Source organism: Actinoplanes sp. G11-F43 (assembly GCF_050589265.1).
Taxonomy (GTDB): domain Bacteria; phylum Actinomycetota; class Actinomycetes; order Mycobacteriales; family Micromonosporaceae; genus Actinoplanes.
The window spans coordinates 39,249-52,476 of the sequence record NZ_JBNZCE010000031.1; the positions used below are offsets into that span (position 1 = coordinate 39,249).

The 13,228-nt window shown below is 70.5% G+C and carries 14 protein-coding genes; all 14 read right to left on the reverse strand.

The window, feature by feature from the left end:
• Nucleotides 1-39 precede the first annotated feature (39 nt).
• The gene (locus ACQ0O7_RS33455) at nucleotides 40-1,059 is read right to left on the reverse strand and encodes a hypothetical protein (protein ID WP_430788160.1); all 1,020 of its coding nucleotides are present in this window, start codon (nucleotides 1,057-1,059) and stop codon (nucleotides 40-42) included.
• Nucleotides 1,056-1,499 carry a hypothetical protein gene (locus tag ACQ0O7_RS33460; RefSeq protein ID WP_430788162.1) on the reverse strand — a complete coding sequence of 148 codons (444 nt, stop codon included), beginning with the start codon at nucleotides 1,497-1,499 and terminating at the stop codon, nucleotides 1,056-1,058. The genes ACQ0O7_RS33455 and ACQ0O7_RS33460 overlap by 4 nt, the downstream gene beginning before the upstream one ends.
• A gap of 132 nt (nucleotides 1,500-1,631) precedes the next feature.
• Nucleotides 1,632-2,171 carry a hypothetical protein gene (locus ACQ0O7_RS33465; RefSeq protein ID WP_430788164.1) on the reverse strand — a complete coding sequence of 180 codons (540 nt, stop codon included), beginning with the start codon at nucleotides 2,169-2,171 and terminating at the stop codon, nucleotides 1,632-1,634.
• A gap of 180 nt (nucleotides 2,172-2,351) precedes the next feature.
• Entirely contained in the window at nucleotides 2,352-3,038 is a 687-nt protein-coding gene (locus tag ACQ0O7_RS33470; protein ID WP_430788166.1) for a GGDEF domain-containing protein, read from the reverse strand.
• Between the two features lie 92 nt (nucleotides 3,039-3,130).
• On the reverse strand, nucleotides 3,131-4,027 hold the full coding sequence (locus ACQ0O7_RS33475) for a hypothetical protein (RefSeq protein WP_430788168.1): 897 nt from the start codon (nucleotides 4,025-4,027) through the stop codon (nucleotides 3,131-3,133).
• 109 nt (nucleotides 4,028-4,136) lie between these two features.
• Complete coding sequence (locus ACQ0O7_RS33480; RefSeq protein ID WP_430788170.1) at nucleotides 4,137-4,997, reverse strand: hypothetical protein; 861 nt, start codon at nucleotides 4,995-4,997, stop codon at nucleotides 4,137-4,139.
• Between the two features lie 175 nt (nucleotides 4,998-5,172).
• Entirely contained in the window at nucleotides 5,173-5,523 is a 351-nt protein-coding gene (locus tag ACQ0O7_RS33485; protein WP_430788172.1) for a histone-like nucleoid-structuring protein Lsr2, read from the reverse strand.
• A 96-nt stretch (nucleotides 5,524-5,619) separates the two neighbouring features.
• The gene (locus tag ACQ0O7_RS33490; RefSeq protein ID WP_430788174.1) at nucleotides 5,620-6,219 is read right to left on the reverse strand and encodes a hypothetical protein; all 600 of its coding nucleotides are present in this window, start codon (nucleotides 6,217-6,219) and stop codon (nucleotides 5,620-5,622) included.
• Nucleotides 6,220-6,484: 265 nt separating this feature from the next.
• Nucleotides 6,485-7,300, reverse strand: coding sequence for a hypothetical protein (locus tag ACQ0O7_RS33495; RefSeq protein WP_430788176.1), 816 nt, complete (start codon nucleotides 7,298-7,300; stop codon nucleotides 6,485-6,487).
• Nucleotides 7,301-7,426: 126 nt separating this feature from the next.
• Nucleotides 7,427-8,287: a hypothetical protein gene (locus ACQ0O7_RS33500; protein WP_430788178.1), complete on the reverse strand. Its 861-nt coding sequence runs from the start codon at nucleotides 8,285-8,287 to the stop codon at nucleotides 7,427-7,429.
• Nucleotides 8,288-8,454: 167 nt separating this feature from the next.
• Nucleotides 8,455-9,825 (reverse strand): hypothetical protein, encoded by a 1,371-nt coding sequence (locus tag ACQ0O7_RS33505; RefSeq protein ID WP_430788180.1) that lies wholly within the window; start codon nucleotides 9,823-9,825, stop codon nucleotides 8,455-8,457.
• A 441-nt stretch (nucleotides 9,826-10,266) separates the two neighbouring features.
• Nucleotides 10,267-10,647, reverse strand: coding sequence for a hypothetical protein (locus ACQ0O7_RS33510; RefSeq protein ID WP_430788182.1), 381 nt, complete (start codon nucleotides 10,645-10,647; stop codon nucleotides 10,267-10,269).
• 166 nt (nucleotides 10,648-10,813) lie between these two features.
• Complete coding sequence (locus ACQ0O7_RS33515; protein ID WP_430788184.1) at nucleotides 10,814-11,596, reverse strand: hypothetical protein; 783 nt, start codon at nucleotides 11,594-11,596, stop codon at nucleotides 10,814-10,816.
• Nucleotides 11,597-11,972: 376 nt separating this feature from the next.
• Nucleotides 11,973-12,854 carry a replication-relaxation family protein gene (locus ACQ0O7_RS33520; protein WP_430788186.1) on the reverse strand — a complete coding sequence of 294 codons (882 nt, stop codon included), beginning with the start codon at nucleotides 12,852-12,854 and terminating at the stop codon, nucleotides 11,973-11,975.
• Between the last annotated feature and the right edge of the window lie 374 nt (nucleotides 12,855-13,228).

A 13,228-nucleotide genomic window follows, 5' to 3' on the forward strand; every position in this document is an offset into this window, starting at 1 on the left:
GTCGGTTGGTGGCCACAACATTGGGTTCGGGGGTGTGGTTCAGCGGGCGAGGACGGCGACCTTCTCGCCGTGCAGCAGGGGAGCGCCGTCGGGGCCCTTGATGTGGGCGTTGATCCAGATGCGGTAAGGGTTGCCGTCGCGGTCGGTCAGCCGTCGCCAATGGCCACGGACGACGAACCGGACGCGGTAGTGCCACTTCGGGTCACCGTCGCCGGGCTCGGCGAGCGGGCTGGTGCGGCGCAGCATCACTACGCGGGTGTCGTGCTTGATCGCGGCCCGCTCGGCACGGCGGCGCGACGGCCTGTCCATTGCGGCCGCGGCCACGGTGGCGAGGGGCTGGGCTTGGATGCACCAGAAGGCGTAGGCGATGGCGGTGCAGCCCCGGGTGCGGGCGGTGGCTTCGTCGATGCAGAATCGGCCGTCCGGGGCGGGTTCCCAGTCGTGGACGGCGTCGTCGATGACGGGGTGTTCGGGGTGTTCGACGGGGCGGCCGATCGGGATATCGGTGTAGTCCGACAGCAGGTAGGGGCCGAGTCGGCGGGCGATGTCAGGGCGGGCGGCGAGGTCGGCGCGGCGGCGGGCGACCGACGGGTCGTGCGGGTCGTGCTGATCGGCCCATCCGGCGACCATCCAGGAGGATTGCCCGGACGTGGTGGTGATGCGGGCCCAGGTGATCGCGCCGATGGAGGAGACCTTGCCGGTGTGGCCGCGGTGGTAGAGCGGTTCGGGGAAGAACACCACGCCTTGGTCGTCAGGGGCGGTGTCGTCGAGCAGCACCTCGCCGGACAGGTCCAGGGCTTGGGCGGCGGCGGCGATGATCGCCGTCATGGCGGGCGCCACGATGTACGGCTCGCCGGTGCGCCAGGGGCTGCCGGTGATGACGTGAATCGCCTCCAGCATGTCGGGGGTCATGGTGCCGTACTCGGTCGGCATACCGGCGAACATGGCTTCCAGATAGGTGCGGGCGGGGATCCCGCTGGTGAAATCGACCATGCGGGCGCGCAGGTCGACGGCGGTGCGGGCGTATCCGGCGAGAGTGTCGTTGGGCAGGAAGTTCATGAGCGTTCCTCCTCCTGGTGCTGTTGTCGGGTGGCAGCGGCGTCGGGCCGCCGGAATGGGGTAAAGACGCGGCGGTCGGTCGCGGCGTCCGCCGTTGTGGTGCGCTCCGGCGGATCGAGCAGCCCAGCGAATCCGCTCGGCCCGTAGGGCACAGCGGCGCGCCCGCGCGCCGGATGGTCATCCGTTGGCGGCAGGGGCAGGGGTGAAGCCGGTGGGCGGCGGGCCAGTTGGGCGGCGGCGTGCGCGCTGCGGGCGGGCTCGCAGGGTGCTGGCTGGCCGTGGCACAGCAGGTTCGTGCAGCGGCCGTCCGTTCCGGCGCGGTGGGCGGCGGCGACCGCGGCGGCCAGCGCCCACAAGCGACGGTCGACGACATCACCGATCGCGCAGGTGTCACCGTCCGGCGGCGGCTTCTCGAAGGGGTGGGCGTGGGGCGGTGCCATGGCGGTGACCTCCGTCGGCAGGCGTACGGCATGCGACAGTCACCGCCCGGCATCTCTGCGGAAGATGTTTCCCCTGGTCAGACATGCCGTGGCGGTGACCATGACAGATGGACGCGTGCTGTGCGGTAGAGGTCAAGTCGTGGGGTGGGCGGCTGCTGCGGCGAGTCGGGCGAGCCCCGGGTAGGTGGTGGGTAGGTCGGCGGGGTCGGGGTGTTCGTCGACCAGGACCACCGGGTGGGTTTCGCGGGCGGTGCGGCTCAGTTGGTACACGCGACCGTCGGCGTCGACGGCCTCGACGCGGCGTACCCGGGTGAGCGGATCGGAGTCGGTGAGCAGGTCGCCGTAGCAGACCGCCCACGCCAGCGGCCGCAGCCCCGGGTCCGGCCGGAGCGCCTCGCGGCGCAGGACGGCCTGGTCGAACGGATTCAGGGCCACATCGCCCTGCTGCGGCGAGTGGCCGGCGTCGACGGCGAGTACGTCGGCGATCGCGTGGAGGGTGGCAGGCAGTGGCTGGTGACGGCGGTGGTCGGTGACGAGCGGCAGCTGCAGCACGCGCAAGCCTCGCAGGTCGGGGGTACCGGGACCCAGGGCGAAGTCCTGGACCAGCGCGATTGTGCCGAGCTCGCGCCAGCGGCTCGCAGCGGATCTGGGCCGGGCTTTGTCGAGGTGCATGAGGTGGTCGACGAGTGCGTGAACGGTTTCGAGGGACAGCACTGGCGGAGCTCCAAAGGTCCGGGGGCGCATGAGGAGGGGGCCGCCAGAGGCCGCCGGGGGCCTCCGATTCGCCCGAGGCATCGACGCGGCACGGCTCGCGTCCGTGGTGCTGACGCGAGCCGTGTCCGGTGCCGGTCCTCAGGAGCGATGGGCGTCGCGGCATCGGATGTGCTGCGGCAGGGACGGCTGCTGGCTGGCCGCTGCAGGCTCGCAAACGCCGCCGCCAGATCTCTTGGCTTGATACATCGCCTGGTCGGCACTGCGGAGCAGGTCCGTCGGTGAGGTGCCGGTGGTGGTGTAGCCGACGCTGGCGGTGACCTGCCACCCGACGCGGTCGGCGATCGGGATCGGGGTGCCGGTGACCGCCCGCCAAGCGGCACGGGCGCAGGCACGGGTCTGTTCAGCGTCTCCGGTGACGAGTACGACGAACTCGTCACCGGAGAGCCGCGCGGCGAGTCGGACCGGGGCTCGTAGATCGGCCAGCCGCATCCCGACTGCGGTGAGCAGGTCGTTGCCGGTCTCGTGGCCGAAGGTGTCGTTGACGGTTTTGAAGCCGTCCAAGTCGAGCATCACCACCCCGACACCGGTGCCGGCGGCGAGCTCCCGCTCGAGGTGTTCACGGACGGCGCGGCGGTTGGGCAGGCCGGTGGTGTCGTCGCGGCGGGCCAATAGTTCGGCGGCCGCAGCCCGCTGCTCGGCGGCGGCGGTCTGCCGTCGGGCGACGTCGAGCCGGTCCAGCCGCCGGTACAACAGAGCTGCGGTGAGGGCGAAACCGGCGAGGACTCCGCCGAGGGCGGTGAAGATCGTGGTCCAGATCGGGGACAATGGGATCACTCCTTCGCGTTGAGGAGCACCGGGACGGGCGTGTCGGGCCACGACTGACGCCCGTCCCGGGCTGATTGACGGGGATCTCGGTCTCAGTCGGTGGCGGGCGTGAGCCGGAACGTCGCGGCTTTGCGGTCGTCGACCTTCTCGATCGCGGCGTCGCCCTCCAACTTGTCGAGGGCGTTGGAGACGGCACCGTGGCTGGCGCGCGGGTAGCCGGTACCCGCGTCGATCTGGTCGATCTCCTTCTTCACGTCGTCCACGGTGAACTCGCGGTCGGGGGCGGCCTGCAGGACGGCCAGCGCACTGGTCCGGAGCGCTCCCTTGGGCCGTCGACGTTTGGTCGGTGCCGCGACAGCCGTTGTCGTGCCGACACCGGCTTTGTGTTCCGCCTCGGGTGCGGCCGCTTCATCGGCGGCGGGCGGCACGGGCTCAGGCGCGGTGACGGGTTGCGGGGTGCCGCTGGCAGCGGCGTCGGCGGGCTCCGCGTCACCGCTGACGTCGTCACCACGGGGCAGGTCAGCCGTTGTCGGCTCCGGAACGGGCGTGTCGCTGGCTGCCGTATCAGGCGGAACGGCAACCGCCGGATCCTGGTCGTCGCCGTCGTGCAGGCCCGCGGCGGCCGTCACCGCGGAAGGCCGCTCACCCACAGGGGGCACCATGGCGGCGGTGGTGGCCTGCTCACTGACGGTGCCGGCCGCAGCGGATGCTGTGGTGGCGGCGAAATGAGCCGGCGTGGCGGTGCTGGCCCGGCCTGCGGCGGTCAGCCGCCACAAGGACTGGCCGCTGTCGGACCGGAACCGTTCGGCCAGCCCGGCGGTCTCCCAGGAGCGCAGTTTCGGGTTCACCGTGGAGTAGGCGATCCCGACCTGCTGGGCGATTGCGGCGGGGGTGGCCTTGTCGGCAAGATCGGCGATCGCGGCCAGGACGGCGAAGTTGGTGTTCGCCGTCGGCTCCTCGGCCGCAGCGGCGGAGGGGTTGTCGGTCATCGCGGGTCCCTTTCTGTTTCAGCAGGTGACGAGTGGTTCACTGCATTCACGCTTCGAACAAGAAATTGATCAAGTCGGATGCATTGTGTGGGATTGGTGTTCGGTGGCGTCACAGGGTGTCCAGGCGCAGCCAGGGCCACAGGTGTGCGCCGAGGGGATACCGGCCGTCGGGGTCCGGGCCGACCACGTCGTGGCGGCGCAGGCCGGGCAGTCCGTCGATGCCCTCGGCGTAGACCTCGATGCGGTCGCCGGCCCACCGCAGCACGGGGTAGGCGTCGGGTACGGGGCGGTGCTCGGGCCGCGACTGACGCAGATCGCCGATCATCTGGTCGGCGGTGGCCCGGTCGAACCGGGCGAGAAGGCCGCCACCGTGGTTACTGTGGTAGCCGTCGGCGACCAGCGCCGGATAGCTGCCGCTGCCGGTCAGCGGCACGCATACCACGGTGGCCTCGACCCACGTCGTCGCCGGCGGATAGAGGTCCCCGCGCTGCTCGCTGACATCACACTGGTCGGGTCCGATCACCGGGCGGCGGGTGGGAGTGATGCTGAGCCAGTGCGCTCCACGGGCATGGGCCTGTTGCAGCCAGTCGATGAGGGGCAACGGGGTGTCCGCGACACCGCGCAACGGCAGCAGGCCGCAGCAGTCGCCGACCGTCATCCTGCTGGCGGCGCCACGACGCTGCCAGCGGCGGGCGTGGGCGGCGTGCTCGCCGCCTTTACGGTCGTACCAGCCGGGCAGGCCGTTGGAGGTCAGGGTGTCACCGTCGGGTTCGGCCTGCCAGATGAGCGCCGGCAGCAACGGTGAACCGGCCAGCAGCCCGGCAGCGGTGATGCCGCGGCGCGGGGTGCTGACAGCGTGCACCGCGAGCGGCAGTACCTCGTCGAGGTGGAACCAGAGCCGGTCCGCCGGGCCGGTGCCAGCGGTGTCGTCGGACGCCGGCGGGTGGACGGGCGGGTGTGCAGGTGCCATGGGTCGGTCTCCTTCACCGAAATGGGGTGTGAGGAGTTCCGGGCACGGCCGTGCGGCCACGCCCGGAACTTCAGGGAGGTGGCGCACGGTGGCGCCGGGCCGGGCGTCGGCCGAGTAGCGAGGGGGATTTCGGGACGGCGACGAGGGCTCGCCGCCTGGACCTCGTGTGCGCTGGTTAGGGCTGAGTGGCGCTGCTGCGGAAGGCGGATTTCACCAGGGTCGGAATGGCGCCACGCGAGTTGTAGGCGGGCAGGTCGAGGTCGGCCTGGTTCTCACGCCACCACTGCCGGATGCTGGTGCCGGCCTTCGCGCCTGGTGCCGTCCGGCCGGTTCTGCCGCTGGAGCTTTTCGGCAGCCGCCGCCCGGCGGCGATGAACGGGTGCAACGCGGCGCGCAGCCGCTCGAGGTTGTGCTCGCCGAGGTCGATCTCGTACTCGGTACCTTCGAGGGCGAACCGGTAGGTGCCGATGCCGTCGGTGCTGTGGTCGAAATCGTCCTCAACGACGCGCTGGATACGGGTTACCACTGTTCTTCTCTCCTTACGGTTGTTGGGCGGGCCGCGTCAGCGGGCTGCGCGGTATGTGGTGCCGGGGCGCGGCAGACGGCCGAGAGCCGGCTGTGGTCAGTGGCGGTTGGTGAGCAGGTGGGCGGGACGGTCGGTGACATCGATCCAGCGGTTCTCGCCGGCGCCCCAGATCTGCCACCAGCCGAGTGCGGGCGGGGCGAGTTCCGGATCGCCGAGCAGGTACGCACGCAGCCGTACGCGGTCGGCGGCACCCGCCGGCCGGGCCTCGGTGGTGGCAGCCGCTGCGGGCCAGCCCATCGGGCCGCCGCCGAGTTCGTGGTCCTTCAGCAGGCGCAGCAGAGTGTTGCCGCGTTTGGCGGCACGGACGATCGCGCGGTTGGTCTGATACTCGGTGACGAGGTCACCGCACAGCAGCGCCACGTCGGGAGTGACGCCGCGCGCGTCGGTGCAGCGGGCGGCGAACACCTCCAGAGCGTCGCGCTGCTCTCGAACACCGCCGGCGGTGTTGGGGTAGAAGATGTCGGGACCGCCGCAACCGTCGTTCTCGATCTGGCCGATGATCTTCCCGTTACGCCGCAGGGTCGCGGTGAAGGCGACACCGTCGTGGGTCTGGTGCTCCTTGTAGGAGGTCACCGTATAGCTGATGTCGGGAACGGTGAGGCCGCTGTGCGGCAGGTGGATCGATGAGGGTTGCACGATGTGTGCGCTCCTTCTTCGTAGTGGTCAGGATTGGCCCAGCCGAAGAACTGCCGGCCGTCGAGCACGTTGCGCTGACAGCGGATCCGGGCGACCGAGCCGGGTTCGGTCCCGTGCGGCGGGACACCGCGTCCGGGCCGCAGCGGTTACGACACCGCGTTGGTGGAGGACCGTGCCCCTACAGGGCCTGCTCGCGGGCGGGCAGGAGGGCGATCTGCGGGCCGACACCGGCGCGCCGTACTACTCGAACGGCATGGCACCTCTGTCAGGTAACTCGCGTCGGCTCGGTGGCGTACCGCCACGGCCACACGTAGGCGCCGAGCGGGTAGCGGTCACCGTGGTCGGGGATGAGGTAGTCGGTGGTGCGGCGCGGCCACACGTGGCCGGGATCGAGCTGATAGACGATCAGGACGTCGCCGTCGAAGCCCAGTCCCGGGCGTGCTGGACCGGCCGGTGTCGCGGCGGCGTGCTGGGCCTGTAGGTCGTCGGTGATCTGTTCGACGGTGTGGCGGGTGAAGCGGACGATCAGGTCACCGCCGGTGGTGGTGTAGTCGGCGACCAGGCCCCAGTAGATGCGCTCGCCCACCTGCGGGCAGGTCACCGAGCCGGGCCGCCAGACCGCGTTCTGCGGGACGAGGTCGTCGCGGTCGGACACCACGTGCACCCGGTAGGCGTCCATCAGGTGCCGGTCGCCGGGATCGATGTCCAGGGTGAGCCAGCCTTTCCCATGGTCCAGGCTGGAGCGCAGCAGGTTGATGACCGGGCCGGGGGTTCCGGAGTTGCTGGTCAGCGGCAGGTAGGCGGTGGTGTAGCCGTCGCGGCCGGCGGGCCGGTAGCGGCCGTGCGGGTCGCGCCACGCCTGTGCTTCGGCGGCGTGCAGGGTGCCGTTGCGGCCGTACCAGGTCGGCAGACCGGTGGAAGTGAGCAGGTCGAGTGAGGCGGTGCTCGTCCAGATCAGTGCCGGCCCGGCCGGGCCGAGGTCGGTGGGGATACCGGTGGCGGGTTCGTGGCTGAGGCAGTGCATGGCGTGCTCGGCCAGCGGCACGACGTCGTCGAGCCGGAACCACAGTCGATGTGACATGGGATGGAACCTCCTTGTGCGGGTGCGGAGAAGCGGAACGCGGCTGAGTCGCCCGCGCGGGGCGGGCTGCGGCAGACGGGGACTGGTGCCCGTGCCCGGCAGGTCCGCGGCGGCGCAGGCTGGCGATCACGACCGCCCGGGTCTGTTTCTGACCTGTTTGGATAGCCGTCGGCGGGCTACGGCCTGCATGTGGCGCACCGTCGCGAGCAGTGGTACCGGCTGGGAAACGGTCTCCCACGCCCACCGGTAGGCGCCGAGGGCGTAGTAGCCGCCCGGGGCGGGACGCGGCCGGTCGACCTGCTGCCAGATCCAGTTGCCGTCGGAGGTCACCTCCTGCAGGACGATGAGGTCGTTGCCGCGCAGCCGCAGGATGGGATAGACGCCGGGCATCGCGTCGATGGCATGCAACTGGTCGAGGTCGGCGGCGATGCGGGCGATGGTGGGCCGGTCGAAGCACGGCAGGGCATGTCCGGCGGTGGTGGTGTAGCTGTCGGGGACCTGGGCGGGGTAGTCGACGCTGCCGGTTTCTGCGCAGGTGACCACGGCGGGCCGCCATCGGCAGGTGGCCGGAACGATGTCGGCGAGGCCGCTGGCGGTGCGGATGGCGTAGGGGCTGATCAGGTGCTGGTCGCGGGCGTCGAGGTGGATGCCGATCCAGCTGTCGCCGGTGGTGCGGGCGGTGGTGATCAGGTGCATGACCGGGCCGGTAAGCGACAGGAAGGCGTGCACGTAGTCGCTGAGGTGCACATGGCTGGTGCGTCCGGTCGGGGCGTGCCGCCAGGCGGTGGCCTCGGCGGTGTGCTCGCGGCCGGTGTTGTCGTATCTGGCGGGGTTGCCGTTGGAACGCAACCTTGCGCCGTCGCGGTCGCTGGAGAAGACCAGCGCCGGGCCGTTGTCGGCGCCGGCGCGGGTGGTGTGTAGTTCGCAGCCGATCGCGTGTGTGGCCAGCGGCGCGACGTCGTCGAGTCGGAACCAGTAGCGGGGCATAGTGCCTCCTGCGTGCGGAGATGACGCAGAACAGGGCTAAGACCGGCCGCGCCTTCGCGCGGCCGGTCGACGGGGTTACACGGGCCGTTTGCGGGCCCGGCCCGGCGGTCACCGGGCGACAGGCTCTGTCCGGCTGGGCTGCCTGCCGGGTGAGTGCGCGATGGTGCTCAGCTGTCTGCGGGGGACGGCAGGGTCGCCGCGAGAGCTGCTGTCTTGCTGCCGAGCCGGAACATCGCGACGCTGTTGCCGGGTTCCGCGGCGATCCCCTCTGCCCGCTCCAGTGAGGTGAACGGCAGCTGGGCGTGGGGGCCGACCCGGTAGACCGGCTGTTGGAGGTACTTGCGGGCGACCGCGCCGACGCCGGGCACCGTGTGGAAGTCGGTGCCGCTGATGTCGCCCAACCCCTGGATGACCGGTTCTCTGGCGCCGGTGCAGAGCACGACCAGGTCGTAGCCTGTGCCGTCGATAAGTGCCGTGCCGGGCAGATCGACGATGCTGGCTCGCCGGTTGATCACGGCCAGTCGGCCGGCGCCGGAACGGTCGGCACGCAGGTGGCGGCCGATCGCTTGGTATCTGCCCCGGATGGTGGCCTGCCACTGCTCGCAGTCGGTGGGCAGGTCTGCGGCGTACCAGTCGATGCGCCGCACCCAGTCGAGTCCGGCAGCAGCCATGAGCGGCTGCGGGGCGATGCCCAGCAGCGACTCGACCGCGCATTTGCCGGCGTCGCCGCCGCCCACGACGGCGACCCGGCGCAGACCCCGCAGGGGCCACGCTTCGGACATCTGCTGCATGAACTGTGTGAAGGACATGATGGTGGTGCCGTTGGTGAGGTTTTCTCCTGCCTGATCGCCCAGACCACGGGCGTCGATGATCCGCGCGGCCGACAGGCTGCGGCCTCCGGAGATGTCGACGGGCATGCCGTCGCCGTAGTAGTCGTCGGATTCGTACTCACCGACGGAGATGACGGTGGCGTTGGGGACCACGTCGGCGTACTGGGCCAGGGTCAGCCGAATCACGAACGCCATGTCGGTGTTCGTCTGATACTCGGCGGCGGAGACGTTCGCGGCCTGGATCGGCGCTCCGGGCAGGTAGTTCAGGTTGGCCGTCTGGTCGCCGGCCAGGCCGGGGCCGCCCGGACGGTTGCGGGAGTTGAGCCAGAACACCGGTCGGCTGGTCATGGCGAAGGTACCGCCGACGCGGGAGTCGCGCTCCAGCACCAACGGGCGCCGGTGGCCGGCGAGCACCCGGGTCGCGGCGTAGACGGCGGCGTGGAAGCCACTGCCGATGATCACGTCACGGTCGGTGCTTGCGGTGGTGAGAGCGTCGCGCTGGCGCTGTTCGTCCGACCAGTAGGTGTCCAGGAACCGGTCGGCGGCGTCGCGGCTGGCCGGGTCGAGAGCGATCCCGGTCAGCTGGGCGGCCGCAGGGTGCTCGAAGTCGGCGGCACGGGCGGTCGTCAGCCGCACGCTGTCGGCGGTTGCCGGGCTCGACGCGACAGCCGTCAGCAGGTTCGCGATCGCGGTGGAGGGCTCGAACATGGGCTCGGGGTCCTTTCTCGATGAATCCGGAAAGCCGTGGCGGACCCGCACGATCTGCCCCGGGACGTCATCCGGGACAGGGAACGGGGCAGGCATGATCCCGGGGAAGGTTTTCAACAGCAGGGCGTACTCGGTGCGTTCGCGGTCATGGCAGACGACCTGCGTGACCGACGAAGAGGGAAAGGTCGGCCGTGGCGCCGGCCGCGGCTTTACCGCAAGCCCCGGCCCGGGGCGCTCGGCGGTGATGCGCGCTAGAGCGCGGGTGCGAAGGCCGGCTCGCGGCGGGTGCCGAGGTGCGGCCGCCGTCCAGCAGATGGAGGTGGGGCGTTGTCGGCGTGGCGTTGCCGAGCGGCTCGACGAGCCGGTAGCGGCCGGTGGGCGGCAGTCTGACGGTGAAACGGCTGGTCGCTGCCGGTCGCGCGGAGGTCCGGATCGCGAAGGTCAGGCGGGTCTGCCGGGGCGCCCCAGCTTGCGGGCACCGACAATGCGTCCGTTGGGGTCGCGCACGTACTCGTGCAGCACGAGTAGGTCATCGCGATGGTTCGCCGCGAGTCCGACGGCCAGGGAGACTACGTACCAGGTGCCGTCGTGCGGCGGCGGCAGCTGGGGAGATGTCGCGGTGTCCCCGAAGGTGATCACGTCGACGGTAATACCGTCGACGACGGTCACCGACTCGCCGGTTGTCTGCTGACCGAGCCGGGCCGGCCGGTGCTGCGCTGACGGAGCGAGCACCAAGCGGGGTGCCACGCTGCCCTCGTCGATGTGGTCCGGCGTGCCTGCCGGAAAGAATCGCAGGGGGTGCGGGGTGAGGTTGACGAGCATGTTCTTCTCCTTCGCGATGTGGTGTAGGGCAGGGATTTCGGCGGACATCTGCGTTCGGGGGCGCCGGTTCGGGCGCGCTCGAAGGGGATGGCACCGGTCCGGGCTGTCGCGTTGTCCCTTGGTTTCAGGGCGTGGCGGCAGCTACCGGACCGGTTCCGTGGGTGTTTCAGAGGGAGACCGCGACCAGTCGCTGGCTGGTGTTCTCGATGCCGGCCAGGTAGCGCACGGCTTGTTCGAGGTAGGTCACCCGGTCGGCGAAGGCGTCGCTGGCGGGTGCCAGCTGGGCGCTTTCGGCGGTGAGTAGCGCGTCGCCGCAGATCGCGGTCATGGCGCTGTAGTGCTGGTAGGCCGTGGCTCCGGCTTGCAGCATCTCCAGCTCGTCGATGGCTAGCGGCACACCGACGTTGGCCGCGTTGTGAGCGCGCATCGCGCTGATGCGGGCCTGCCCCCAGAAGTCGGTGACGGCCTGCTCGTAGTTGTACTTGCCCGGCTCCGCGAGGTGCCGGGTGTGGAAGTCGACCCACGGCTGTGCCGGGCGGGTGCCCTGCACGGCCTGCTGCCAGATTTGATGGCGGATGCCCGCACCGACACCGGCGGCGTGTCGCATGCCGGTGAGTTGCAACAGTCGTGCCGGTCCGCCCGCGCAGTACTCGGGCTGGTTCTTCACAGCCTTGACCCGGCCGATCAGGTGGCGCAGCTGCCACAGGTACAAGTTGGGCTTCGCCCAGAACCTCGGCTGCAGGGTGCCGGAGACACCGAAGTGTCGGTCGAGCTGGTGAGCGGTCAACGGCTCACGCGACAGCTCGTCGGGCAGGCACACGATCATCGCCGTGATGGTCGCGGTCGGCCGGACGACCGGCGGTTTGCTATTACTGGTGGGCTGGGCGGCAGCCGGGGCCGGCGGGTTCGGGACACGCTGGCCGTTGCGGGCTGCGGTGTGAGTGGTCATGAAGGGTTCCTCCTTGGGATGCGGGCGTACCTTTCGGGCACGCGGAAGTGACCGGCCCACTGGGTGCATGAGTCGGTGCAGAGAGATGTGGAGAGGTGGTGCTGGTGGTTCGGTGCGACCTGGGGTCGCCGCGCGGCGCGGGCGCCGACCGGCCTCAAAGAGGGCGGTGGGTGCGGGCACCGGACGGTGCGGCGGTGGTTCCGTAGGCGGGACCGGACCGGGATGGAGATATACAAGAGAGGTGTTGCCGGAAACGGTAGCGGCACGGTCTGTCAGAACCGGCCGCTTCATGATCGTCAGAACCTGCTCTGACCAGGGTTGTCAGACTCTTGTCGGACTTTCGTCAGACTGTTAGACCGGTCGTGCTGGGGCGCGGCTACGCCACGGTGCCGCCGCCGGAGTAGCGGTGCGGGTTGGTGGCCGGGTTCTCCGGGCCGTGGTCGGACGGCAGCTCGTGCAGCCATCGGCGCAGCCCCGTGTCGTGGGTCAGCGTCCAGACCGGGCCGGCGGGATGCTCGTCGTGGATGCCGGTCGCGACCGGCATCGCCAGCTGTACCCCGGCGAGGACGTCGAGTAGGTGCTGTTCGCGGCGGCGGCCGGGCACGCGTAGCAGGACCGGGTAGCGGGGGCCGCCGCCGGCGAGTCGGTCGTACTCGCGCAGCTTGCGCAGCACCGTGCCGATGGTCTCGGTGCCGTTGTCGTGCTCGAGGAAGAACCCGACCTCCCGGTCGCCGGCTTCCCACACGCCGTGCCCGTCCGGGCGGATCCCGGGACCGGCCGCGGCTGCGGCGACCGCCGAGTACACCGCGGTGGCGTGCTGTTCAGACCACCACCGGCGCAGGCGGGCGGTCGGATCGGTGCGGGTGTAGGCGTGCAGGTCGACGAACAGCTGATTCGTGCCGAGCAGGTGCGGCAGGCGGCGGCTGCCGATGATGCGTTCGGTGCGTTCCACACTGGAGCGCGGGTCGCGGCCGTCGGTGCGCAGCGGGTCGTTGTACTGCGTCGGGTAGACCACCACCCCAAGCGGGCCGAGGGTGTACAGGTACTGGCGGTCGCCGGTGGTGACGTCGACGAAGCGGGTCACAGCCTGCAGTGAGTGCAGCACGGACAGGCGCAGCCGGGCCGAGCGAAGCGACGGGAACAGGGCGGTGGCGATCTGGCCGGTGGTCAGCACGTAGTGCTCGGCGAGCCAGGCCAGCAGCAGGTGGTCGCGGGCGGTCAGGCGACGCAACCGGTCGAGGCGGTCCAAGCGAGACAACGAGGACCTACGAGAAGCGGGCCGGGAGGAACCGGAGCGGGGGAACGAAGGATCGGAGGAGGAGAAGGGACGAGAGTCGGAAGAGAAGGAATTGGGGTCAGAACCGGAGTAGTCCGAGGTGGACACGAGTGATGCTCCTTCAGGCGAAGAGGTTGTCCCTCCGTTGGAGGGGTGTCGGAGTACGCGCAGCGGCCGCCGAGAGTCGCTGCGCGGCACTGTGCTGCGGGAACAGGGCACTTCCGTCGGTTCTGTCAGGGCGACGGGATGCTCGGTGGTGAAGGGCTGGTGAAGCCCGAATGGAAGATGTGCTCGCAGGCTGCTGAGCTGCTGTGACAGACTTTCTGATCTGCCGGCGACGACCTTTTCGGCATGCT

What these genes read in the sequence shown, in the direction of transcription:
- ACQ0O7_RS33455 (WP_430788160.1), bottom strand. Translation starts at nt 1,059, where the DNA reads ATGAACTTCCTGCCCAACGACACTCTCGCCGGATACGCCCGCACCGCC.
- ACQ0O7_RS33460 (WP_430788162.1), bottom strand. Translation starts at nt 1,499, where the DNA reads ATGGCACCGCCCCACGCCCACCCCTTCGAGAAGCCGCCGCCGGACGGT.
- ACQ0O7_RS33465 (WP_430788164.1), bottom strand. Translation starts at nt 2,171, where the DNA reads ATGCACCTCGACAAAGCCCGGCCCAGATCCGCTGCGAGCCGCTGGCGC.
- ACQ0O7_RS33475 (WP_430788168.1), bottom strand. Translation starts at nt 4,027, where the DNA reads ATGACCGACAACCCCTCCGCCGCTGCGGCCGAGGAGCCGACGGCGAAC.
- ACQ0O7_RS33480 (WP_430788170.1), bottom strand. Translation starts at nt 4,997, where the DNA reads ATGGCACCTGCACACCCGCCCGTCCACCCGCCGGCGTCCGACGACACC.
- ACQ0O7_RS33495 (WP_430788176.1), bottom strand. Translation starts at nt 7,300, where the DNA reads ATGTCACATCGACTGTGGTTCCGGCTCGACGACGTCGTGCCGCTGGCC.
- ACQ0O7_RS33500 (WP_430788178.1), bottom strand. Translation starts at nt 8,287, where the DNA reads ATGCCCCGCTACTGGTTCCGACTCGACGACGTCGCGCCGCTGGCCACA.
- ACQ0O7_RS33505 (WP_430788180.1), bottom strand. Translation starts at nt 9,825, where the DNA reads ATGTTCGAGCCCTCCACCGCGATCGCGAACCTGCTGACGGCTGTCGCG.
- ACQ0O7_RS33510 (WP_430788182.1), bottom strand. Translation starts at nt 10,647, where the DNA reads ATGCTCGTCAACCTCACCCCGCACCCCCTGCGATTCTTTCCGGCAGGC.
- ACQ0O7_RS33515 (WP_430788184.1), bottom strand. Translation starts at nt 11,596, where the DNA reads ATGACCACTCACACCGCAGCCCGCAACGGCCAGCGTGTCCCGAACCCG.